General features: G+C 58.7%; 16 protein-coding genes. 13 read left to right on the forward strand and 3 right to left on the reverse strand.

The window, feature by feature from the left end; genetic code table 11:
- Positions 1-22: 22 nt before the first annotated feature.
- The 8 genes from MME58_RS20450 (at position 23) to MME58_RS20485 (ending at position 12,317) form a co-directional block, all read left to right on the forward strand.
- Positions 23-1,780 (forward strand): ATP-binding protein, encoded by a 1,758-nt coding sequence (locus tag MME58_RS20450; protein WP_055006199.1) that lies wholly within the window; start codon positions 23-25, stop codon positions 1,778-1,780.
- 6 nt (positions 1,781-1,786) lie between these two features.
- The gene (locus tag MME58_RS20455) at positions 1,787-3,121 is read left to right on the forward strand and encodes a sigma-54-dependent transcriptional regulator (RefSeq protein WP_054984277.1); all 1,335 of its coding nucleotides are present in this window, start codon (positions 1,787-1,789) and stop codon (positions 3,119-3,121) included.
- A 224-nt stretch (positions 3,122-3,345) separates the two neighbouring features.
- The gene (locus tag MME58_RS20460) at positions 3,346-5,718 is read left to right on the forward strand and encodes a PAS domain-containing protein (RefSeq protein ID WP_082427475.1); all 2,373 of its coding nucleotides are present in this window, start codon (positions 3,346-3,348) and stop codon (positions 5,716-5,718) included.
- Positions 5,719-5,891: 173 nt separating this feature from the next.
- Positions 5,892-7,586, forward strand: a complete 1,695-nt coding sequence (locus MME58_RS20465) for a molecular chaperone HscC (RefSeq protein ID WP_055006197.1) — start codon at positions 5,892-5,894, stop codon at positions 7,584-7,586.
- A 5-nt stretch (positions 7,587-7,591) separates the two neighbouring features.
- Positions 7,592-9,226 carry a J domain-containing protein gene (locus MME58_RS20470; protein ID WP_054984289.1) on the forward strand — a complete coding sequence of 545 codons (1,635 nt, stop codon included), beginning with the start codon at positions 7,592-7,594 and terminating at the stop codon, positions 9,224-9,226.
- Between the two features lie 185 nt (positions 9,227-9,411).
- The gene (locus MME58_RS20475) at positions 9,412-10,737 is read left to right on the forward strand and encodes an MFS transporter (protein ID WP_054984280.1); all 1,326 of its coding nucleotides are present in this window, start codon (positions 9,412-9,414) and stop codon (positions 10,735-10,737) included.
- A 458-nt stretch (positions 10,738-11,195) separates the two neighbouring features.
- The gene (locus tag MME58_RS20480) at positions 11,196-11,552 is read left to right on the forward strand and encodes a hypothetical protein (RefSeq protein ID WP_054984281.1); all 357 of its coding nucleotides are present in this window, start codon (positions 11,196-11,198) and stop codon (positions 11,550-11,552) included.
- A gap of 141 nt (positions 11,553-11,693) precedes the next feature.
- The gene (locus MME58_RS20485) at positions 11,694-12,317 is read left to right on the forward strand and encodes a flavin reductase family protein (protein WP_054984282.1); all 624 of its coding nucleotides are present in this window, start codon (positions 11,694-11,696) and stop codon (positions 12,315-12,317) included.
- Here the strand turns inward: MME58_RS20485 and MME58_RS20490 are convergent, their stop codons facing one another.
- Positions 12,318-12,557 carry a hypothetical protein gene (locus MME58_RS20490; protein ID WP_055010606.1) on the reverse strand — a complete coding sequence of 80 codons (240 nt, stop codon included), beginning with the start codon at positions 12,555-12,557 and terminating at the stop codon, positions 12,318-12,320.
- A gap of 165 nt (positions 12,558-12,722) precedes the next feature.
- On the opposite strand from MME58_RS20490, the gene MME58_RS20495 reads away from it, so the two are divergent.
- Both MME58_RS20495 and MME58_RS20500 read left to right on the forward strand, forming a co-directional pair.
- Complete coding sequence (locus MME58_RS20495) at positions 12,723-12,893, forward strand: hypothetical protein (RefSeq protein ID WP_162838971.1); 171 nt, start codon at positions 12,723-12,725, stop codon at positions 12,891-12,893.
- Between the two features lie 127 nt (positions 12,894-13,020).
- Positions 13,021-14,517 carry an MDR family MFS transporter gene (locus tag MME58_RS20500; protein ID WP_055004917.1) on the forward strand — a complete coding sequence of 499 codons (1,497 nt, stop codon included), beginning with the start codon at positions 13,021-13,023 and terminating at the stop codon, positions 14,515-14,517.
- A gap of 14 nt (positions 14,518-14,531) precedes the next feature.
- Here MME58_RS20500 and MME58_RS20505 read toward each other — a convergent pair whose 3' ends face one another.
- Together MME58_RS20505 and pmeR are read right to left on the reverse strand one after the other, a co-directional pair.
- Entirely contained in the window at positions 14,532-15,665 is a 1,134-nt protein-coding gene (locus MME58_RS20505; protein ID WP_054986152.1) for a DUF3396 domain-containing protein, read from the reverse strand.
- A gap of 486 nt (positions 15,666-16,151) precedes the next feature.
- Positions 16,152-16,796 (reverse strand): auxin-lysine conjugate-binding transcriptional regulator PmeR, encoded by a 645-nt coding sequence (gene pmeR, locus MME58_RS20510; RefSeq protein ID WP_054986153.1) that lies wholly within the window; start codon positions 16,794-16,796, stop codon positions 16,152-16,154.
- 255 nt (positions 16,797-17,051) lie between these two features.
- On the opposite strand from pmeR, the gene MME58_RS20515 reads away from it, so the two are divergent.
- From MME58_RS20515 to adeC, 3 genes are read left to right on the forward strand one after another with little or no spacing between them, the layout of a single operon-like run.
- Entirely contained in the window at positions 17,052-18,212 is a 1,161-nt protein-coding gene (locus MME58_RS20515) for an efflux RND transporter periplasmic adaptor subunit (RefSeq protein WP_055004916.1), read from the forward strand.
- 3 nt (positions 18,213-18,215) lie between these two features.
- Positions 18,216-21,350 (forward strand): efflux RND transporter permease subunit, encoded by a 3,135-nt coding sequence (locus MME58_RS20520; protein WP_055004915.1) that lies wholly within the window; start codon positions 18,216-18,218, stop codon positions 21,348-21,350.
- On the forward strand, positions 21,347-22,807 hold the full coding sequence (adeC, locus tag MME58_RS20525) for an AdeC/AdeK/OprM family multidrug efflux complex outer membrane factor (protein ID WP_054986156.1): 1,461 nt from the start codon (positions 21,347-21,349) through the stop codon (positions 22,805-22,807). The genes MME58_RS20520 and adeC overlap by 4 nt, the downstream gene beginning before the upstream one ends.
- The last annotated feature ends 25 nt before the right edge of the window (positions 22,808-22,832 follow it).

Raw genomic sequence — 22,832 nt, forward strand, 5'->3', positions numbered from 1 at the left:
TGCAGTCCGATCAGGCCGCAACATGACGCTAAAGCATCGTTACTGGCGCATCACCCTGTACGTGCTATTGATTCTGGCCGGCGCAGCGCTGTCCGCCGGGCTCGCGATGTTTCAGGCCCAGCGCCATACGCTGTCGAAAGATGCCGTGCGTGCTGAAGGCCAGCTGGCACTCTACGCCAATACCCTGCACACCCTGATTGAGCGTTACCGCGCCCTGCCCTCCGTTCTGGCTCTGGACCCGGAGATTCGTGCCGCATTGAGCGGTCCGGTGACCGGCGAGATGCAGAACGCGCTCAATCTCAAGCTGGAAAAAATCAACAGCACGGCCCATTCATCGACACTTGAGTTGCTCGACCTGCACGGATTGGCAATCGGCGCGAGCAACTGGCGCACGCCCAACAGCTATGTCGGTCACAACTACGGCTTTCGCCCCTACTTCCTGCAAACCCGCGCTCAGGGCACCGGGCGCTTCTATGCGGTGGGTGTAACAACCGGGATTCCGGGGTACTTTCTGTCCAGCGCGGTGGTGAACGATACAGGTGCCTTCATGGGCGCGATGGTCGTGAAGCTGGAGTTTCCGGACCTTGAGCAGGAGTGGGGCCAGGGTGATGATCTACTGCTGGTCAGTGATGAAAAGGGCATCGTGTTTATTGCCAATCAGTCAGGCTGGCGCTATCGCGAGTTGCTGCCCATTTCCGTGGAAGACCGTGCCGACCTGTTGCGCACCCGCCAATACGACAAGAAAGTACTGACGCCATTGCGCAGCCGGGTTATCGACAGCTTTGGCGAAAACAGTCACTTGAGCCGCGTCGAAGGGCCTGAGGGCACCACGGATTACCTCTGGCAGTCGCTGCCGTTGCCCGATGAAAACTGGACCTTGCACCTGTTGCGCAAGCCACCCGCGTCCAGTGAGGACATTCGCAATGCAGGGCTCGCTGCGGCGGGCATCTGGCTGGCTCTGGTATTTCTGGGCCTGTTTCTTTATCAGCGCTGGCGACTGGCGCGATTAAGGGAACGCAACCGGGACGAACTGGAGCGCCTGGTGCAGGAGCGAACCCGAGATCTGCAAACCGCGCAGGACGGCCTGGTGCAATCGGCCAAACTGGCAGCGCTGGGGCAGATGTCGGCAGCACTGGCCCACGAAATCAATCAGCCGCTGACTGCCCAGCGCATGCAACTGGCCACCCTGCGGCTGCTGCTGGATCAAGGCCGAATAGATGAAGCCTGCAAGGCGCTGGTTCCGGTCGATCAACAATTGACTCGTATGGCCGCCTTGACCAGCCACCTGAAGACCTTTGCCCGCAAAAGCCCCAGCGGTTTGCGCGAGAGGCTGGACCTGGCGATGGTAGTCGATCAGGCCTTGCTGCTGCTCGACCCGCGCCTGCGCGAGGAGCACATCGACTGCGTACTGCATCTTTCCCGCCCTGCCTGGGTACGCGGCGATGCCATACGCCTGGAGCAGGTGCTGATAAACCTGCTGCGCAACGCACTGGATGCCATGCGCGAGCGCCCGTCCAGACGCCTCGAGGTGCGTATCGACGCCATCGACGGCCACTGGCGTCTCAGCGTCAGGGACAGCGGAACGGGCATCGCTGCGGAGAATCTGGCCAGTATTTTCGATCCATTCTTCACCACCAAACCGGTAGGCGATGGCTTGGGCCTTGGCCTGGCAGTATCGTACGCCATCATTCATGAACTGGGCGGACAGCTGATGGCGCAAAACCACGAGGACGGCGCTGTATTCTCGTTCAGCCTGCCCAACGATTTTCTGGAGACCTGACCCAGCATGTTGAATTCGGTCATCGTAGTAGACGACGAGGCACCCATTCGGCAAGCCGTCGAACAGTGGTTGACGCTGTCGGGGTTCGAGGTGCAAGTCTTCGCCCGCGCCGAGGAGTGCCTGACGCGACTGCCGGAGCATTTTCCCGGAGTCGTTCTAACCGATGTGCGCATGCCGGGCATGAGCGGTCTGGAACTGTTGAGCCGGTTGCAAGACAAGGATCGGGACCTGCCGGTCATCCTCCTGACCGGCCATGGCGATGTGCCAATGGCTGTGGAGGCGATGCGCGAAGGTGCCTATGACTTTCTCGAGAAGCCTTTCAGTCCGCAGACCCTTATCAGCAACTTGCGGCGCGCATTGGAGAAACGTCAGCTAGTGCTGGAAAACCGCCGTTTGCATGAACAGGCCGATGCAAGGACCCGGCTGGACGCTACGCTGCTCGGTGTTTCACCCAGCCTGCAGGCTCTGCGCCGCCAGGTGCTGGAACTGGCGCAATTGCCGGTGAACGTGATCATTCGAGGAGAAACCGGCAGCGGTAAGGAGCTGGTCGCTCGCTGTCTCCATGACTTTGGGCCGCGCGCCGGAAAACCTTTCGTTGCGCTGAACTGCGCGGCCATTCCGGAGCACCTGTTCGAAGCTGAGTTGTTCGGCCACGAAAGCGGCGCCTTTACCGGCGCACAGGGCAAGCGCATCGGCCGACTGGAGTATGCCGACGGCGGCACGGTGTTTCTTGACGAAATCGAGAGCATGCCCATGGCGCAACAAGTCAAGCTGCTGCGCGTCTTGCAGGACAAGCGCCTTGAGCGACTGGGCTCGAATCAGAGCATCGACGTCAACTTGCGGATCATCGCGGCAACCAAGCCGGATTTGCTCGAAGAGGCCCGCGCCGGACGCTTCCGCGAGGATCTGGCCTATCGCCTGAATGTTGCCGAGCTGCGCCTGCCGCCGTTGCGCGAACGCCTTGAAGACATCGCGCAACTGTTCAGCCATTTCGCCCGGGCTGCTGCCGGGCGCATGGGACGCGAAGTGCCTGCCCTGAGTGCCGCGCGCCTGAGCCAGTTGCTCAGCCATGACTGGCCTGGCAACGTGCGCGAACTGGCCAATGCGGCCGAGCGGCAAGCGCTGGGCCTGGAACCAGCGCCTCTGGAATCCGCCACGCAATGGCAGGGGCAATCCTTGGCGGCGCGTCAGGAAGCTTTCGAAGCTCAATGCCTGCGCGCCTCGCTGAGCCGTCACAAAGGCGATATCAAAGCTGTTCTCAACGAGCTGCAGCTACCCCGAAGGACACTCAACGAGAAAATGCAGCGCCATGCCCTGGCACGCGAAATGTTCCTTGGCTGACGGCTGCTGACATTCGGTGGGGCTTCTTCTGGCGACAACCGAACATTTCTCGCAGCACCGGGTCTGCATACTGTTCACGGCTATATAGGGTCGTGATGGCTGGATAGTTTACAGGCATAATGACATCATACCCGCCTGGCTATTCCGCTCACTTTGACAGTCCGAAAGATGGGGCATTTTCTACCGTGAATACTCCCCTCGACCTCCCACTGGGAGGCGGCGAAATGGGCCGGTTTATCCGAGAGACAGACTGGTCGACGTCTGCGCTGGGACCGAAGCAAGCGTGGCCCGCGGCACTGCTGTCATCAATGAACCTGATGCTCAGTTGCCCCGACAGCATGTACCTGCTTTGGGGGCCGGACTATATCGTGTTTTTCAATGATGCCTATTCCCAGGTCTTGCCGATCGCTGCCGGGCAGGCTCAAGGGCAACCCATCGCCTCGGTCTGGGGCGATGCCTGGGAGGCCGTGCGCCCGCTGGCCGAGCAGGCGCTGCTCGGACACAGCTGCCGGTCTGACAATATCCAGCGCACCATTGTCCGCAACGGCAGGTCCGAGCAGACCTGGTGGTCGCTGTCCTACTCGCCCCTCTACGGCGATAGCGGCCTGATCGACGGCGTATTCTGTCGGGTCAACGAAACCACCTCACAAGTGGTCGCTGAAGCCCGACAAAACGAAAACGAGGCGTTTACCGACCGTGTTCTGTCGAGCATCAATGACTGCATCAAGGTGCTGGACCTTGATTCGCGCCTGACCTTCATGAGCGAAGGCGGTCAGCGAATAATGGAAGTCAGCGATTTCAATTCGATTCGCGGCTGCCCTTGGCCCGACTTCTGGCAGGATCAGGGCAATCTGGACGCCATCGCGGCGATTGAAGCGGCCCGCGCGGGTCAGAACGCCAATTTCATGGGCTCGGCGCAAACTCTGGCGGGCACCGTCAAGTGGTGGCATGTGCAAGTCAGCCCGATTTTAGGCAAGGACGGCAAGCCAGAGAAAATCCTTTGCGTTTCCAGGGACATGACCCAGCTCAGAGACGCGGAACAAGCGCTGATGTCGCTCAACGAGACGCTGGAGCAGCGTGTGGTCGAGCGTACCCAGGACCGTGATCGTATCTGGCGGCTATCGACCGACCTGATGCTGATGGCGCAGTTCGACGGCATTATCTCGGCGGTCAATCCGGCCTGGACCCGAGCCCTTGGCTGGTCGGAGGAACAACTGCTCGACAGCCAGTTTCTGGCGCTGGTGCACCCCGAAGACGTGGATAGCACACTGGCTGCCATGAGCGGACTTGAAAACGGCCAGACCATTCCTCACTTCAAGAACCGCTATCGTCATCTGGACGGTTCGTACCGCACCATCTCGTGGACCGCAGTACCGGACAATCAATTCATCCATGCCGTCGGCCGCGACATTCAGGCAGAAGAAGAGGCCAATGCAGCATTGCGTCTGTCCCAGGATGCCCTGCATCAGGCGCAGAAACTGGAAGCCATCGGCCAACTCACGGGCGGTGTGGCGCACGATTTCAATAATCTGCTGACAGTGATCCGCTCATGCAGTGACCTGTTGAAATCGCCGAACCTTGAAGAGCATCGCCGAGTGAAGTACGTCGAGGCCATTTCCAGCACGGTCGACCGGGCAGCGCGCCTCACCGGTCAGTTGCTGGCCTTTGCCCGCCGTCAGGCCTTGCAGCCGGAGGTATTCGATGTCTGCAAGAGCGTGGCGCGCATTGGCGAGATGATGGATACGCTTACCGGCGCACGTATTCAGGTCAGCATCGACCTGCCTGACGAACCTTGCTTTATCTTTGCCGATGGCAGCCAGTTCGACACTGCGCTGGTCAACATGGTGGTCAACGCCCGCGATGCGATGTCCGGCGCTGGCCGGCTCAGCATAAAGGTTGAATGCGCAGCCTGCCCCACTGCGGACCGCCCCTCACTCAGTCATGGTGACTATGTGACGGTGTCGCTGACCGACACCGGCGCGGGGATCGCCAGAGAAAAACTGGGCCTGATCTTTGAACCCTTCTACACCACCAAGAGCGTGGGCCAGGGCACCGGGCTGGGTCTGTCGCAGGTATTCGGTTTTGCCAAACAATCGGGCGGTGAGGTGCTGGTTGAAAGCGAACTGGGCAGAGGCAGCTGCTTTACGCTGTGCCTGCCCAGCGCAAAAAATCATGAAGTCGTATCGGAGGACACACACTGTACCCTCGCTGCGATGCCCGGTATGTGCGTCCTGATGGTCGAGGACAATCAGGACATCGGCACTTATACGCGCCCTATGCTTGAGCAACTGGGCTTTCAGGTGCTCTGGGTAACGAGTGGTGCCGAAGCATTGCACGAGCTTTCCGGCAACCCGGAAAACTTTCATGTGGTGTTCTCGGATATCGCAATGCCGGGCATGAGCGGGCTGGAACTCTACGCTGAAATCGAAGCACGTTATCCGTGGATGCCGGTTGTCCTCACTACTGGCTACAGCACTGAATTTGCGACGATCGCTCAGGATGAAACACACCGCTTCGACCTGTTGCAGAAGCCCTACTCCAGAGAAGATCTGGCGGCGATTCTGCACAGGGCCGTGAGTCGCACCGGGGATCGATAGTTTTGCGCGGCGCCTGAACGCATTGCGCAGTCAGGTGCGCAGATGCCACGCGATCACACTTTTTCGTACCTGCCCCCTGAATTCGCGAATGCATAAAACCAAGACAACACCGGTTGCCTTGATTCAGAATCACGCAAAACATTGCAACAATCCTCGAGCAGGGAGCATTTTTAATGATCGTCGGTATTGATCTGGGCACCACCAACAGCCTGGTGGCTGTCTGGCGCGACGGCAGCAGCGAGCTGGTTACCAATGCATTGGGTGAAACACTGACCCCCAGTGTGGTCGGACTGGACGACGACGGGCAGATTCTGGTCGGTAAAGCGGCGCGTGAACGTCTGCAGACTCACCCGGACAAAACCACGGCGCTGTTCAAACGTTACATGGGCAGCGCTCAGGAGATTCGCCTGGGATCTGCCACCTATCGTCCTGAAGAGTTGTCGTCGCTAGTCCTCAAAAGCCTGAAAGCCGACGTCGAACGGGCGTTTGGCGAACCGGTGACCGAAGCGGTCATCAGCGTCCCGGCCTATTTCAGCGACGCTCAGCGTAAAGCGACGCGTATCGCCGGCGAACTGGCGGGTCTGAGGGTCGAAAAGCTCATCAACGAGCCGACAGCGGCGGCCCTGGCGTACGGACTTCACCAGAAGGAAGGCGAAACCTCGTTTCTGGTGTTCGACCTGGGCGGCGGCACGTTCGACATCTCGATCCTCGAACTCTTCGACGGCGTAATGGAAGTGCGAGCCAGTGCGGGCGACAACTTTCTGGGTGGCGAAGACTTCGATCGTCTGCTGGTCGAGCACTTTCTCGGCCTGCACCGCGATGAGCGAGACTTTCCTGGCAAAGAGCTGGTGACGCCCAGCCTGCGGCGTGAGGCCGAGCGGGTGCGCAAGGCGCTGGGTCAGGAAAACAGTGCCGACTTCGTGCTGCGCCATGCCGACCACGAGTGGCGCAAGACACTCTCTCAAGAGCAGATGAACGATCTGTTTGCGCCTCTGCTGGCCCGCCTGCGCGCGCCCATCGAGCGCGCCCTGCGCGATGCAAAGATCCGCGTGGCGGATCTGGACGAAATCCTGCTGGTGGGCGGAACCACGCGCATGCCGCTGATCCGGAAACTGGCCGCCGGGATGTTCGGGCGCTTTCCGGCCATCACGCTCAACCCGGATGAAGTCGTTGCACAGGGTGCCGCGATTCAGGCTGCACTCAAGCAGCGCGATGCGGCGCTGGAAGAAGTCGTGCTGACCGACGTGTGCCCCTACACGCTGGGTATCGAAACCACACAATACGTATTCAATGGCTACCAGTCGGGTCATTACCTCCCGATCATCGAGCGCAACAGTGTGGTGCCTGTCAGTCGGGTGCGTACCGTCAACACGGTTGCCGATAATCAGGAACACGTTCTGTTGAGAATCTTCCAGGGGGAGAGCCGCCTGGTCAAAGACAACATTGCACTGGGCGAACTGAATATTCCGGTGCCGAAGGCCAAGGCTGGCGAGGTCGAACTGGACGTGCGCTTCACGTATGACAACAACGGCCTGCTGGAGGCCGATGTGCGAATCCAGATGACCGGCGAAAGTCATAAGCTGGTCATCGAGAACAACCCTGGCGTCATGACACCCGCCGAGATCCGTGAGCGACTCAAGGTGCTGGAAGCGCTCAAGGTTCACCCGCGTGAGCAACAGGTCAACACTCACCTGACGGCACGCCTGGAAAGGCTCTATCAGGAGTATCTGGGCGAGGCGCGCGAAACCATCGGTGTCTGGGCTGCCCAATTTCAGCGCGTGCTGGAAACCCAGGACGACCGGCAGATCAATGAATTGCGCAAACAGCTCGAGCAGGAAGCAGACCGTTTCGAACGAGGTGAATGGTGACGGCAATGGACTGCTGGAGCGTGCTGGACCTTGGGCACGATGCCGACGAGCGCAGCATCAAGCGCCAATACGCCAGACTGCTGAAAACCACACGGCCCGACGACGATCCGGTCGCCTTTCAGACACTGCGCGATGCTTACGAGCAAGCGCTGGACTGGGCTAGAAACCGTGCCGAAGACGATGACGAGGGCAGCGACGCCTGGTCATCCACCGGCCAGGAACATCCATCGCAGACGTTCGACACGCCGGTGTCATTGGCCCGGCCGGAACATCGAGCGGTACTCCAGGCATCCGACATGGCCGAGCCCCCGGCCCGTCCTGCAGTAGAACTGATCTGGTACGAGCAAGCCTGTCAGACCACACCGGAAAACCTGCATTCACAACGTCAGATTGCTCAGAATCAGGGCTGCGATGAGCTTTTCCAGCAACATCTTGCCCGACGCTGCCTGCTGGACCCCGAGGACAATCAGGCACTGATCAAGGCAGCGGTCGAACAACTGCAATGGCTGACACCCTGGCAAAAAGTACAGCTCAGGGCGCATCAGTCGCATCGGCTGACCCAGGCACTGCTGGACAGCTCGCTCGGGCCATTGCATGCCTTGCTCGAGCGCAACGAAGAGCGCGCCTTCCTCGACGCACTCACGGCTCTCCGGCAACAGCCCTGGCTGACATCATTCGATCGCCAGGAGCAGCTTGAGCAGTGGGTCATGACGCTGCTGCTCAATAACCATGACTGGTCCCCTGCCCTGTTCGAACGTTTGAGCAGTCTCTTTGGCTGGGATCAGAAACATGATGTGTATGCCGGGCCGCTTTCCCTGTGGATGAACCTGGTCCAGCGCTGCGAGAAGAAAGCATTCATCGCCCGTCAGCAGCAATTGCTCGCTGCCCAAGGTGACACCCCTGAGGCCATCGCCGCACGTCTTCTTCTGCAACCGCCGCCACTGGACGAACGGCTGCGTCTAGCAAGGCACGGCGACGAAACCCTGTGGCGAGCCTGCGAAAAGCTCGCCTCCGACCTGATTCACCGGTTCCCGGATGCGATGGAAGCGTTTCCAGACGCAGATGTGCAGTCCTGGCGAAAATTACCGCAACAGTCGTCCTTCAACCCTAATCTCAGGGCCTATTTTTTCGGCGCACTGGTGATCCTGACGACTGCATTGCTGGACCCGTCCAGCATCAAGGCCACCTGGTACGAAGTAGCTGGCGTCGCGCTGACTGCGCCGGTGTTCCTGCTGCTTGTGATTTACGTGTTCATGTCGTTCTGGCGCCCTTTCGCCGAGCGCGTCAAAGCGGTGGACATGCGCTGGAGCGAGCGCCTGCTGCCCGACTGCCTGAGCTGGCCAGGCCATCAGGCACTGGTACTGCGCCACGGTATTCCAGTGGTTACCCTGAGCTACGTCGTCCTGCAGACAGGGCCGGTACTGACGGCGCTGTATGGCACCGTTCTGCTGCTGTGGATCGTGCTGTCGCCGTACCGCATATCCGGTTTTCAGGACGCCATCTCTGCCAGGACCGGAGGCTGGGACAGCGTGAAAGCCTACTGCGTAAAAAACACCTTCAAGGGGATCATGATCCTTTTAGGCCTGATGCTCGCCTTCGTGGTGGGCGTGATCGTTTTCGGCCCTGCACGCGGGCACTGATCTCGAGCCGATGCCCATCGGCAAGAATCCGCTTATCCGATATGCCCGGATAAGCGGATTCTTGCTCACCAAAATCGCTCAACCGCTCTGCAACAGGCCCCGACGGTGTGGCACAGCTCCTGCTATGGAACGGGTCAGGGCAACGCATGCCCCTCTAAAAATAAATAATGAAATCAAGGAACACCATGGACACTTCCAACCCCGCCTCCAACGGGCCGGCTGCCAGCATCGCCGGTCAGAAAACCACCTCCAGCCGCCTGAAATCCATTTTCAGCGGCTCAGTCGGCAACATGGTCGAGTGGTACGACTGGTACGTCTACGCCGCTTTCTCGCTGTACTTCGCCAAAGCGTTTTTCCCCAAGGGCGACACCACCGCGCAGTTGCTCAACACCGCTGCAATCTTTGCGGTCGGCTTTTTGATGCGGCCTATCGGCGGCTGGCTGATGGGGCTCTATGCTGACTACAAGGGACGCAAGGCTGCGCTGATGGCATCGGTGCTGCTGATGTGTTTCGGCTCGCTGATCATTGCCCTGACACCCGGCTATGAAAGCATCGGTGTCGGTGCCCCTATCCTGCTGGTGTTCGCCCGACTGCTCCAGGGTCTGTCTGTCGGCGGTGAATATGGCACCTCGGCCACCTACCTCAGCGAAATGGCGACCAAGGAACGTCGCGGCTTCTTTTCCAGCTTTCAGTACGTCACGCTGATTTCCGGCCAGCTCATCGCACTGGGCGTATTGATCGTGCTGCAGCAGACACTGACCACCGAGCAACTGTACGCCTGGGGCTGGCGTATCCCGTTTGTCATCGGAGCACTGTGTGCGGTAGTGGCGCTGTTTCTGCGCCGTGGCATGGAAGAAACCGAGTCGTTCACACGCAAGAAAAAGGAAAAGTCCAAGGAAAGCCTGATGCGCACATTGATGCGCCATCCCAAGGAACTGATGACGGTAGTCGGCCTGACCATGGGCGGAACACTGGCTTTCTACACCTACACCACCTACATGCAGAAGTACCTGGTCAACACCGTCGGCATGAGCATCACCGACTCGACCTCGATATCTGCAGCGACATTGTTTCTGTTCATGCTGTTGCAACCTGTCATTGGCGCGCTGTCCGACAAGGTCGGGCGTCGTCCGATCCTGATTGCGTTTGGTGTATTGGGAACGCTGTGTACCGTGCCGATCCTGACCACGCTGCATACCATCGATACCTGGTGGGGCGCGTTCTTCCTGATCATGGCGGCACTGATAATCGTCAGTGGCTACACCTCGATCAACGCAGTAGTCAAAGCCGAGCTGTTTCCGACTGAAATCCGCGCACTGGGTGTCGGCCTGCCTTACGCCCTGACCGTCTCGATCTTCGGGGGTACAGCGGAATACATCGCACTGTGGTTCAAGAGCATCGGCATGGAAACCGGTTACTACTGGTATGTCACCGCTTGTATCGCCTGCTCGCTGCTGGTGTATGTGTTCATGAAAGACACGCGCAAGCACTCACGTATCGAAACTGACTGATCGCACCTCATGACACAACATGAATGGCATGCGCTACCCGGCATGCCGTTCATGAAGCTCTGCGCTTTTAGCGGACCTTCGGATGCAGCGCAACGCGTAAGATGCGTAACTCACTATCCATCCTGTCGATACAGCCGCGTAAAAGGGTGCCGACTTTCTTACAGCACCTGCAACAAAGTGTTTCAAGTTAGTGCACTTTTAAACCGATAATTTGCGTTAACGCATTGAAAAAACTGTAGTTTCAGTTTGTCAAGAGGGTTTATTGCAAGGCTTTTCAAAATACGCACCCTAATGAAGCAATACCACCCAAGAAGCCCGAAATCAGAGCATCACAGGCAACTATCATTTTTAGCGATGATCGCTAGCACTCCTATTAACTTCTTAATAATCCGCTGGCGCGTAGCATTGCCTCCATACCGGGATGACAACTCACCCCGACACTCATTGGAGACATCATCATGAAAACTTCTAAATTGATCTTTGGCCTGGCGTTCTCTGTTCTGGCTTCCAGCGCATTTGCACTTCCAGCCCTCAACGTTCACAACGACTTGTCCAGCTCGACTGTCGTGGCCGAAGGCGGCACCAAGCACACTAACGTCGGTTCGATCCGCGTAGCCGCTGACGGTGCAGACCGTGTGGGACCAAATCGTCAGGCTGCCGACGGTGCAGATCACGTCGGTGCCAATCGTCTGGCGGCTGACGGTGCGGACCGTGTCGGTGCAAACCGCCAGGCTGCCGACGGTGCAGACCATGTCGGTGCCAATCGTCTGGCTGCTGACGGTGCAGATCGTGTAGGTGCCAATCGTCTGGGCTGACAGCTCATGCAACACCCCAAGCCCGGCCGATGTCGGGCTTCTTCATGTCTGGCCCAGGATGAAATACACACTGCGCTGGCGTCCTCCGCAAATGCGCAGCACTATGCTCACATCGCCTATTGAGCCCATCAGGAATCGAGCATGTCAGACACTATTCACTCCTACGAGCCATCTAAAGGTCATGGCCTGCCACATGACCCGTTCAATGCCATTGTAGGTCCCCGCCCGATTGGCTGGATTTCTTCACAGGACGCCAACGGCAAATTGAATCTGGCACCCTACAGCTTCTTCAATGCTTTCAACTACGTTCCACCCATCATCGGTTTCTGCAGCGTTGGTCGCAAAGACAGCCTCAATAACATTGAGCAGACCGGCGAATTCGTCTGGAACCTCGCCACTCGTTCGCTGGCAGAAGCCATGAACCAGAGCTGTGCTCCGGTCGCGCCGGACGTCAGTGAATTCGAGCTGGCAAACCTGACGCCATTGGCATCCCATATCGTTTCGGTGCCACGTGTGCTTGAAACGCCGGTGTCGTTCGAATGCAAAGTCACGCAGATCATTCAGTTGCAACGTGCCGACAAGGAACGGGTACCCAGCTGGCTGATTCTGGGCGAAGTAGTGGCCGTGCACATCGAGAAATCCCTGCTCAAGGACGGCGTTTACGACACCGCCGCCGCCGAGCCGATCCTGCGTGGCGGCGGCCCTGCGGATTACTTCCAGCTCGGGCCGGAAGCGCTGTTCAAAATGTTCCGCCCAGGCGCCTGATCAGGAGTCGGCCCATACCGGCTGCCCCTCGGCATCGATGCCGATCAGCCGCTGAAGCTCCTGCACAGCGGCCAGGTCGGCATCATCGGCGGTCTTGAACTTCTGATCAGGCAACAGCGCATGAAAGCGTGGTGCACCACCAGCGCCCAATGCCTTGACGGCAATCGCCGCGTTGTAACCCTGCTCGGAAGGCATCACTGCCGAGACTACTTCAAACCCGTTGTATTCCTTGCGTGCCATTGGCCTCGACCCTGCTTGTAAATCGGAGCGCGAATTCTAACGCGTCTTCCAGCGCATTCGTCATGCAGCATGCTGTGATGATGACAACCGACGTCCGCCCCAACCTTGTCCTACACTCTAATCAGTTCTTTCAAACTGCTCTGTAGCCGAGGTAAGGAGTGCGTCATGAAAGCAATAACAAGAAAGTGCATGGTGGTTATCGGTGCCCTCGCGGTAATGGCGGTATACACCGCAGGGGCCTATCGTAACGAACTGGCGCGTCAGGCTCCGCAGGTCGCCAGTTGCACGTTCGGCCACTGCGTGCCGACCGATGCAACCTTCAGCGCGTTGCGATGACGTCTGCACAGGATAAATTGCGCCATCGTTCAGCAAAGGCAGCTATCGATTAGCAAGCTATCGGATTAGACTGGCCAGACTCTCCCGCCACACTTGCGGCGGGTCACCACTGCCATCAGGTTTTGCCTTGACCAGTCTTACTCAAACGCCTCCGGCCATTCGCAGCATTCTGTTCGCGCTGATGATGGCGGTACTGCTCAGCGCGCTGGATCAGACCATCGTTGCCGTCTCGATGCCGGCCATTTCCGCCCAGTTCAGAGATATCGATCTGCTGGCCTGGGTCATTTCCGCGTATATGGTTTCGCTGACCGTGGCAGTGCCGATCTACGGCAAGCTGGGCGATCTTTACGGGCGGCGTAAGCTGATGCTGTTCGGCCTGGGGCTTTTCACCCTGGCATCGCTGTTCTGTGGCATGGCGCAGAGCATGGAACAACTGGTGCTGGCACGCATTCTTCAAGGAATCGGCGCAGGCGGCATGGTTTCGGTAAGCCAGGCAATCATCGCCGACATTGTTCCACCGCGTGAGCGCGGCCGTTATCAGGGCTACTTCAGCAGTATGTACGCCGTGGCCAGTGTCGCAGGTCCGGTACTGGGTGGCTTGATGACTGAATACCTGTCGTGGCGCTGGGTGTTCCTGATTAATCTGCCCTTAGGGGCCGCCGCCCTGATCGTTGCGTATCGAACACTGGTCGGCCTGCCGGTGCCACAGCGCAAACCGGTTATCGACTATCTGGGTACGGTGCTGATGATCATCGGCCTGACCGCGCTGCTGCTGGGAATTACCGAAATTGGTCAGGGACATAATCTGGCCGATGTCGAGGTTCAGTTGTTACTGGGCACTGCCCTGCTGACGCTGGCCATTTTCGTCTGGTACGAACGTCGCACCGCCGAACCCCTGCTGCCCATGCACCTGTTTGCCAATAAAAGCGCGGTGCTTTGCTGGTGCACCGTATTCTTTACCAGCTTTCAAGCAATTTCCCTGATTGTCCTGATGCCTTTGCGTTATCAGACCGTCACCGGAGGGGGGGCAGACAGCGCGGCCCTGCACTTGCTTCCGCTGGCTATCGGCATGCCGATGGGTGCCTATTTTGCAGGGCGACGCACGGCACAAACCGGGCGTTACAAGCCACTTATTCTGACTGGCGCGTTGCTGATGCCCTTCGCAATCCTGGGCATGGCCTTCACGCCTGCGCAGTCGCTGATCGTGATGAGCCTGTTCATGATCCTCACCGGTATCGCCACCGGCATGCAGTTCCCCACTTCTCTGGTCGGGACCCAGAACTCGGTTCAGCCTCGGGATATGGGCGTAGCCACCAGCACGACCAATTTGTTCCGCTCGCTGGGCGGTGCAGTAGGCGTGGCATTGATGTCGGCACTGCTGCTGGCCATGTTGCAGCATACAGGGGTCGGTCAGCTCGGCGCGGGAGCGCTGGGTGGCGAAGGCAGCTCCGGGAATGTTCTGCTCGACAGCCTGAATGCAGCAACCGGACCGGCACTGGAAACGCTGCGAGCCGAACTGGCATTGACCTTCAGACACCTGCTCATGACCAGCGCTGCCATTTCGCTGCTCGGCCTTGCCGCAGCGGCGATGATGCCGAATACGCTATTGCGAGGCCGGGACTAATTCGACTTTAGGACTCAGGAAGGCACACCGGCCCAGAACCACTGGGTTTTCTTGCTCTTTATATGGGCGAACGCAGGCATGAGTTCACCTTCGTCGAAATGCCGCCGGGAGCCGAACTGCGCGCTGCTGAACCAGCAGCCCGAGCGTGGACATGCCTGCCCTGCATCGACTGGCGGCAGAGGTTTCTCATCGAATCGCGCATACCATTGCGCAGTGGTTTCTTCGGTAAAACCGATCCCGGGGGCAAGGTAGGGATGAAGGTTGCCGGTGTCCTGCAGGCGAATCGGTTTGATCATCCGGTTGACCGTCACATAGGCTTGCGGCGGCGGCAGACCTCTGCCCCCCAACTCAGGCACCGCCCCTGCCCGAATGATCAACCCGTTGCGATAGCGGTGGAACACGATGTCGCTGTGAGCGCTCATTTCGCCCCGCAATCTGTCGCTTCCTCCCAACTGCCTGACAAACGCCTCGCCCAACACCGTGTACCAGCTCACACCCTTGATGCGATCCAGCAAGCGCAGGCTTTCGATGTGCGGACCGGGATCGACCATCAACCCGATGTAGTCCTGAGCCAGTCGATATTCCCAGGGTAAATACTGATGACCATCGCAAGGCAATACACAGGCAAGCCCACCAAAACCATGCTCGGCCTGGACTTCACTGCTCAGATAGCGAATCCAGGCCTCGTAGTTTTTCAAGCCGTCGGGCTCGGTCAGGTAAGACCAGGGCAGTACCATTTTCAGACACGAACGATCATTGTCGGCCTGTCCCTCCGGAGTATTCATGACAAACAGGCTGTACATGGCGACTTCGGCCTGGGTAGCGCTGGCGATAGACCAGATGAACTGCTCACCCGGCAGACTTTCGACAACCTGACGCCGGGTCGACGAAAACCCCGATCCGCTCAGGCGGCGCATGCGTTTGAACAACTGCCATTTGAGTTTCGTCTTGAACGCCTCGTAGAAACGCGAAAAACAGGCTTCGACCCGACGCTTCATCTCCACGGTGTGGCCGTTGCGAAAGTACAGCGTGGTAATCAACCCAAGCCGAATGACCGGCGTCCCCAATTCAGAATCCATAGCCACCCGTGCGGATTGGTGCGTAACTCCGGTCAGTAGCCTCACAGTATCAGTTGCGGTGTCCGACATGCTCCGCCCTCCGTTCGAAGGCGGGAGCCAGGTTTACGCTCAGGCCTGCATGCGCTTCGCACGTTTCCATAACGCCCGACAGGCACCCGCACGCAGGCGCGCAAGGCCTTCGTCCACGCGTGTGCATTTCAGCAGATCTGGTGTTGATTTCAGGGCACATAGGCGCAAGATTCGGCAAAAACATGCAACCCTCCTCTCTTCTGATGTTTCAGGATGCGAAGAGTGAAGGGAGTTGTCCTGCGGGGCAATACTCGGAAATTACTTTGGGAAATCAGCTACATGTATCAGGAAATGTCCTACCTTCTTCCTACAATATTTTGTCGGATCGAGGCGTGATCGGCAGTAACGGTTCAGCGCAATCGAAGAAGTCAGGTAAACAGTCGGTAAACACACTGTATGAGAAGCACGAAATGGCGTTAGGCTGTGTATGAAAAGGAACGGCCCGACTCAACCACCGAGCGCTACAGCCAGTTACCCTTCCTTCACTCAGGAAGCATTGGCGACCCGTAGCGTGGGGCTGAAACGCAGCATGTCCAGGCACACATCAACCAGTTGCTCAGCCTCTACCGGCAACGAAAAGCTGTCGGGAACCAGCAGCCATTGATAAATAATGCCGTTGACGTAGGAAAATAGGGCGACCGCGGCCCGGGACGTGTCCAGTTCTTTGGGCAGTTGCCCTTGGCGCACGGCATTGTTCAGCCCCAGAGTTATACGGTCATGGCACTGGATGGCGTTGTCCTGACGCTGCCGACGAAAATCACACATTTCGTCAGTAAACTCGCACTTATGAAACAGGATTTCATTGATGCGACGGGTTTTTGGGTCCAGTGCGAGTTCATGAAACAAATGAATCAACAGATTTCTCATGCAACCCAGCGGGTCTTCCTCCTCTTCGCTCTGACTGGCTTGCGCCATTTCGTCGAGCGGTTCCTGAAGGCTGTCGAGCATTGCCTGAACCAGATCGGCCTTGTTGTTGAAGTGCCAGTAAATGGCTCCTCGCGTTACACCGGCAAGGGTTGCGATGTCGGCCAGCGTGGTGCGGGCGACGCCTCGCTCATAAAAAGCCTGCTCGGCAGCCTCCAGAATCTGGCTGCGAGTGATCTGAGCTTCCTCTTTGGTGCGACGAACCATGGCAATAAAACCTCAAAAAATTCACCTCACGCATGCGTCTGGCGGCATGCCTGGAGATATGACCGGGCGGCATTTGTCTCGCCTTGTCCCGAATTGGCTGTCGGCACCGTGAATAGTGGCCGAATGCGCACGGCGGGTGTTTACAAACAGCCGCGAATGTAAGTATATTCCTTAGCATGCTACTTATCTAGCCGAAATATTTTTTAACACTTCAACGTACTGTTGAGAAAACAGGCTCCTGCCCCGAGGATCTTCATGCAATTCAAGCCAGCTGTTACCGTTCTGGTCACTGCCGTCGCCCTGGCAACCCTGCTCAGTGGCTGTAGCAAGAAGGAACAGGCGGCCCCGCCTGCGCAACCCCCTCAGGTCGGCGTCGTTACCCTCAAAGCACAGCCCTATACACTGACCACCGAGCTGCCGGGCCGGACCACCGCGTTCCGCGTGGCCGAGGTACGCCCTCAGGTCAACGGCATTATTCTCAAGCGTCTGTTTACCGAAGGCGGCGACGTCAAGGCCGGTCAACAGCTCTATCAGATCGATCCTGCGGTCTATGAAGCCAATGCCAATAGCGCCAAGGCGACGCTTCAGTCCGCCAAGTCGATGTCTGATCGCTACAAGCAACTGGTCAGCGAGCAAGCGGTAAGCCGTCAGGAGTACGACACCGCGCTGGCGTCTACTCAGGAAGCTCAGGCTGCCCTGCAAACTGCCCAGATCAATCTGCGTTACACCAAGGTGCTGGCGCCTATTTCCGGTCGGATCGGACGCTCTGCCGTGACCGAAGGCGCATTGGTCAGCAGTGCCCAGACCGAGGCAATGGCAACCATTCAGCAGCTCGACCCGATCTACGTCGATGTGGTTCAGTCCTCCGCCGACATGCTCAAGCTGCGCAATGACCTGGAAAGCGGCAAGCTGCAGAAGGCCGGCGACAACGCGGCCAAGGTCAAGCTGACGCTGGAAGACAACAGCGTCTACGGCCAGGAAGGCAAGCTGGAATTTTCCGAAGTATCGGTTGATCAGACCACCGGTTCCGTGACCCTGCGCGCCGTGTTCCCGAACCCGGAACACCGTCTGCTGCCGGGCATGTTCGTCCACGCGCAACTGCAGGCCGGCGTCAACTCGAAAGCGATTCTGGCACCGCAACAAGGTGTGACTCGCGACCTGAAAGGCACGCCGACTGCCATGGTGGTCAATCAGGACAACAAGGTCGAAATGCGTACTCTGGTGGCCAACCGCACCGTGGGCAGCGACTGGCTGATCGAAGACGGCCTGAAAGAAGGTGATCGCGTCATCACTGAAGGCTTGCAGTACGTCAAACCAGGCGCGGAAGTGAAAGTCGCCGAAGCGACCAACGTCAAAGGAGCAAACCCGGCACCTGCCCCGGCCACTGATAAAGCCGCAGGCAGCAAAGGGGAGTAACCCATGTCGAAATTTTTTATTGATCGACCCATTTTTGCCTGGGTTATTGCCCTCGTGATCATGCTGGTCGGTGCGCTGTCGATTTCCAGCCTGCCGATCAACCAGTACCCGAGCATCGCACCGCCAGCCATCGGTATCCAGGTCACCTATCCGGGCGCTTCCGCCCAGACAGTGCAGGACACCGTGGTGCAGGTGATCGAGCAACAGCTCAACGGTATTGATAACCTGCGTTATGTCAGCTCGGAAAGTAACTCCGACGGCAGCATGACCATCACCGCGACCTTCAATCAGGGCACCAACCCGGATACCGCGCAGGTTCAGGTGCAGAACAAGCTCAACCTGGCGACCCCGCTGCTGCCGCAAGAAGTGCAGCAACAGGGTATCCGCGTGACCAAGGCAGTGAAAAACTTCCTGATGGTCATCGGCCTGGTGTCGGAAGACGGCAGCATGGGCAAGGAAGACCTGGCCAACTACATCGTGTCGAACATGCAGGACCCGATTTCCCGGACCTCCGGTGTCGGTGACTTCCAGGTGTTCGGTTCGCAGTACGCCATGCGTATCTGGCTGGACCCGGCCAAGCTGAACAACTTCCAGCTGACTCCGGTGGACGTGAAAGACGCAATCACCGCCCAGAACGTTCAGGTATCGTCCGGCCAGTTAGGCGGCCTGCCGTCCATCAGCGGCCAGCAACTGAACGCCACAATCATCGGCAAGACGCGTCTGCAGACCGCCGAGCAGTTCGGCAACATCTTCCTCAAGGTCAACACCGACGGCTCGCAGGTTCGCCTGAAAGACGTCGCCACGGTCGGCCTGGGCGCAGAGAACTACAGCACCGACTCGCAGTTCGACGGCAAACCGGCATCGGGTCTGGCGATCAAACTCGCCACCGGTGCCAACGCACTGGACACCGCCAAGGCCATCCGTGCGACCGTTTCGTCGCTGGAACCGTTCTTCCCGCCAGGCATGAAAGTCGTCTACCCGTACGACACCACGCCCGTCGTCAGCGAATCGATCAACGGTGTGGTCCACACCCTGATCGAAGCGATCGTGCTGGTGTTCCTGGTGATGTACCTGTTCCTGCAGAACTTCCGCGCCACCGTCATTACAACCATGACAGTGCCGGTCGTATTGCTGGGTACGTTCGGCATCCTTGCCGCCTTCGGCTTCACCATCAACACCCTGACCATGTTCGGTATGGTGCTGGCCATCGGCTTGCTGGTGGACGATGCGATTGTGGTGGTGGAAAACGTCGAGCGGGTCATGGAGGAAGAAAAGCTCTCTCCGCGCGACGCCACGATCAAATCCATGACTCAGATTCAGGGCGCGCTGGTCGGCATCGCGCTGGTGCTGTCGGCGGTTCTGTTGCCGATGGCGTTCTTCGGTGGTTCTACCGGGGTGATCTACAAACAGTTCTCGATCACCATCGTCTCGGCCATGGCCCTGTCGGTCGTCGTGGCACTGATCTTTACCCCGGCGCTCTGCGCGACCATGCTCAAGCCCATCGACGAGAAGACCCACGGCCAGCCCAAACGCGGTTTCTTCGGCTGGTTTAACCGCACCTTCGACCGTAGCGTTCTGAGCTACGAGCGCGGCGTCGGCAACATGCTCAAGCACAAGTGGCCGGCATACCTGGGTTATATCCTGATCTGTGCAGGCATGGTCTGGATGTTCATGCGGATCCCGGCAGCGTTCCTTCCTGAAGAAGATCAGGGCGTTATCTTTGCCCAGATCCAGACCCCGGCGGGCTCCTCGACCGAACGTACGCAGGAAGTCATCGACAACATGCGTGAATACCTGCTGACCAAGGAAAGCGGCGCAGTGAAGTCGGTGTTCTCGGTAAACGGTTTCAACTTTGCGGGCCGCGGTCAAAGCTCGGCGATTGCATTTGTCATGCTCAAGCCGTGGGAAGAACGTGATTCCAACAACAGTGTCTTCGAACTGGCCAAGCGTGCTCAGGGCTATTTCTTCAGCCTGCGCGACGCAATGGTGTTCGCGGTCGTTCCACCGTCGGTTCTCGAACTGGGTAACGCCACCGGTTTCGACGTCTATCTGCAGGATCAGGGCGGCGTTGGCCACGACAAGCTGATGGAAGCGCGTAACCAGTTCCTCGGCATGGCGTCCCAGAGCAAGATTCTGGCAGGCGTGCGTCCGAACGGACTGAATGACGAACCGCAATACCAGTTGATTATCGACGACGAGCGCGCCAGTGCGCTGGGCATCACCCTGTCGGACATCAACAACACACTGTCCATCGCGCTGGGTGGCAGCTATGTCAATGACTTCATCGACCGCGGCCGTGTGAAGAAGGTGTACATCCAGGGCGATGCGGGTGCGCGTATGACGCCTGAAGACCTCAAGAAGTGGTATGTGCGCAACAGCTCGGGCGAAATGGTGCCGTTCTCGGCCTTCGCCAGTGGCAAGTGGGCCTACGGTTCACCGAAACTGTCGCGCTACAACGGCGTGGCGGCAGAGGAAGTGCTCGGTACGCCAGCCCCAGGCTACAGCAGCGGCGAGGCAATGGCCGAGGTCGAAGCGCTGGCCAAGAAGCTGCCGCAAGGTATCGGTATTTCGTGGACAGGTCTGTCTTACGAGGAGCGTCTGTCCGGCTCCCAGGCCCCTGCCCTTTATGCGCTGTCCTTGCTGGTTGTGTTCCTCTGTCTGGCGGCGCTGTATGAAAGCTGGTCGATCCCGATCGCGGTCATCCTCGTCGTGCCACTAGGGGTCATCGGTGCGCTGATGGCAACCAGCTTGCGCGGTCTGTCCAACGACGTGTTCTTCCAGGTCGGACTGCTGGTGACGGTGGGGCTGGCGGCGAAGAACGCCATTCTGATCGTCGAGTTCGCCAAAGAGCTTCACGAACAGGGCAAGAGCCTGGTCGACTCGGCGATCGAAGCCTGCCGCATGCGTCTGCGCCCGATCATCATGACGTCCATGGCATTCATCCTTGGTGTTGTGCCGCTGGCGATTTCCACGGGCGCAGGTTCGGGTAGTCAGCATTCGATCGGTACAGGCGTAATCGGCGGTATGATCACCGCAGTTATTCTGGCGATCTTCTGGGTGCCCCTGTTCTTCGTCTCGGTTTCAGGGCTCTTCAAGGGCAAGCAGAAACATATTTCACACGATGAGGCTGGCCAATGAGCAAGTCATTGATCTCTCTTGCAGTTACCGCGTTCATTCTCGGCGGCTGCTCTTTGATCCCCGAGTACAAGCAGCCGGAAGCCCCGGTCGCTGCACAATATCCGCAAGGACCGGCGTACTCGCCGGTCGAAGGCGCCAAAATGGCCGCTGCGGAGCAAGGCTGGCGGCACTTTTTCAATGACCCGGCGCTGCAACAGCTGATTCAGACTGCGCTGCTCAACAACCGTGACCTGCGGGTTGCGGCGCTGAACATCGACGCGTACCGCGCCCAGTACCGTATTCAGCGCTCGGACCTGTTCCCTGCTGTTTCGGCCACCGGTAGCGGCACCCGTCAGCGCGTGCCTGCAGACCAGTCGCAAACCGGCGAGTCCCGCATCACCAGCAGCTATTCTGCCGCTTTGGGTGTCAGCTCGTACGAGCTGGACCTCTTTGGCCGGGTGCGCAGCCTCAGCGAGCAGGCGCTGGAGACCTACTTCTCCAGTGAAGAAGCGCGTCGCAGCACTCAGATCAGTCTGGTGGCCAACGTTGCCAATGCCTACCTGACCTGGCAGGCCGACAAGGAACTGCTCAAGCTGACGCAGGACACCCTCAAGACCTATGAAGAAAGCTATCGCCTGACCTCGCGCAGCAATGAAGTCGGTGTTTCTTCGGCGCTGGACCTGAGCCAGTCGCGCACCGCGGTTGAAAGCGCGCGTGCCAAACTGGCCCAATACCAACGTCTGGTGGCCCAGGATCAAAACGGCCTGGTGCTGCTGCTTGGCACCGGTTTGCCCGACAACCTGCCGGCCAGCCAATTGCTCGATTCCGACATGCTGACCGAAATGCCGGCAGGCCTGCCGTCCGACCTGCTGCAGCGTCGCCCGGACATTCTGGAGGCCGAGCATACGCTCAAGGCTGCCAACGCCAATATCGGTGCAGCACGCGCAGCGTTCTTCCCCAGCATCAGCCTGACGGCCAGTGCCGGGACCAGCAGCACCGAGTTGTCCGGCCTGTTCAAGGGAGGCTCGGGAACCTGGCTGTTCCAGCCGAGCATCAACATCCCTATCTTCAACGCCGGCAACCTGCGCGCCAGCCTGGATTATTCGAAAATCCAGAAGGAAATCAGCGTCGCCAACTACGAGAAAGCGATTCAGACCGCTTTCCAGGAAGTGTCCGACGGACTGGCCTCGCGCAAGACCTACGACGAGCAGCTCCAGGCACAGCGTGACTTCGTTGCAGCCAACCAGGACTACTACCGTCTGGCCGAGCGTCGCTACCGGATCGGTATCGACAGCAACCTGACCTTCCTCGACGCCCAGCGCTCGTTGTTCAGCGCACAACAAACGCTGATCACCGATCGCCTGTCGCAGCTGACCAGCGAGGTCAACCTGTACAAGGCCCTCGGCGGCGGCTGGTATGAAAGAACCGGACAGACCGAAACCATCTCCAAGGAGAAACCTTCGGTTCAACTGTTCTGATTGCAGCGCATAAAAAACCCACCTG

This window comes from Pseudomonas syringae pv. tagetis (genome assembly GCF_022557255.1).
Classification (GTDB): domain Bacteria; phylum Pseudomonadota; class Gammaproteobacteria; order Pseudomonadales; family Pseudomonadaceae; genus Aquipseudomonas; species Aquipseudomonas caricapapayae.

Bases quoted from the DNA above. Each gene is read 5' to 3' on its own strand.
- pmeR (WP_054986153.1), bottom strand. From the start codon at position 16,796: ATGGTTCGTCGCACCAAAGAGGAAGCTCAGATCACTCGCAGCCAGATT.
- adeC (WP_054986156.1), top strand. From the start codon at position 21,347: ATGAGCAAGTCATTGATCTCTCTTGCAGTTACCGCGTTCATTCTCGGC.
- MME58_RS20505 (WP_054986152.1), bottom strand. From the start codon at position 15,665: ATGTCGGACACCGCAACTGATACTGTGAGGCTACTGACCGGAGTTACG.
- MME58_RS20450 (WP_055006199.1), top strand. From the start codon at position 23: ATGACGCTAAAGCATCGTTACTGGCGCATCACCCTGTACGTGCTATTG.
- MME58_RS20480 (WP_054984281.1), top strand. From the start codon at position 11,196: ATGAAAACTTCTAAATTGATCTTTGGCCTGGCGTTCTCTGTTCTGGCT.
- MME58_RS20520 (WP_055004915.1), top strand. From the start codon at position 18,216: ATGTCGAAATTTTTTATTGATCGACCCATTTTTGCCTGGGTTATTGCC.
- MME58_RS20455 (WP_054984277.1), top strand. From the start codon at position 1,787: ATGTTGAATTCGGTCATCGTAGTAGACGACGAGGCACCCATTCGGCAA.
- MME58_RS20465 (WP_055006197.1), top strand. From the start codon at position 5,892: ATGATCGTCGGTATTGATCTGGGCACCACCAACAGCCTGGTGGCTGTC.
- MME58_RS20485 (WP_054984282.1), top strand. From the start codon at position 11,694: ATGTCAGACACTATTCACTCCTACGAGCCATCTAAAGGTCATGGCCTG.
- MME58_RS20515 (WP_055004916.1), top strand. From the start codon at position 17,052: ATGCAATTCAAGCCAGCTGTTACCGTTCTGGTCACTGCCGTCGCCCTG.
- MME58_RS20495 (WP_162838971.1), top strand. From the start codon at position 12,723: ATGAAAGCAATAACAAGAAAGTGCATGGTGGTTATCGGTGCCCTCGCG.
- MME58_RS20490 (WP_055010606.1), bottom strand. From the start codon at position 12,557: ATGGCACGCAAGGAATACAACGGGTTTGAAGTAGTCTCGGCAGTGATG.
- MME58_RS20470 (WP_054984289.1), top strand. From the start codon at position 7,592: ATGGACTGCTGGAGCGTGCTGGACCTTGGGCACGATGCCGACGAGCGC.
- MME58_RS20460 (WP_082427475.1), top strand. From the start codon at position 3,346: ATGGGCCGGTTTATCCGAGAGACAGACTGGTCGACGTCTGCGCTGGGA.
- MME58_RS20475 (WP_054984280.1), top strand. From the start codon at position 9,412: ATGGACACTTCCAACCCCGCCTCCAACGGGCCGGCTGCCAGCATCGCC.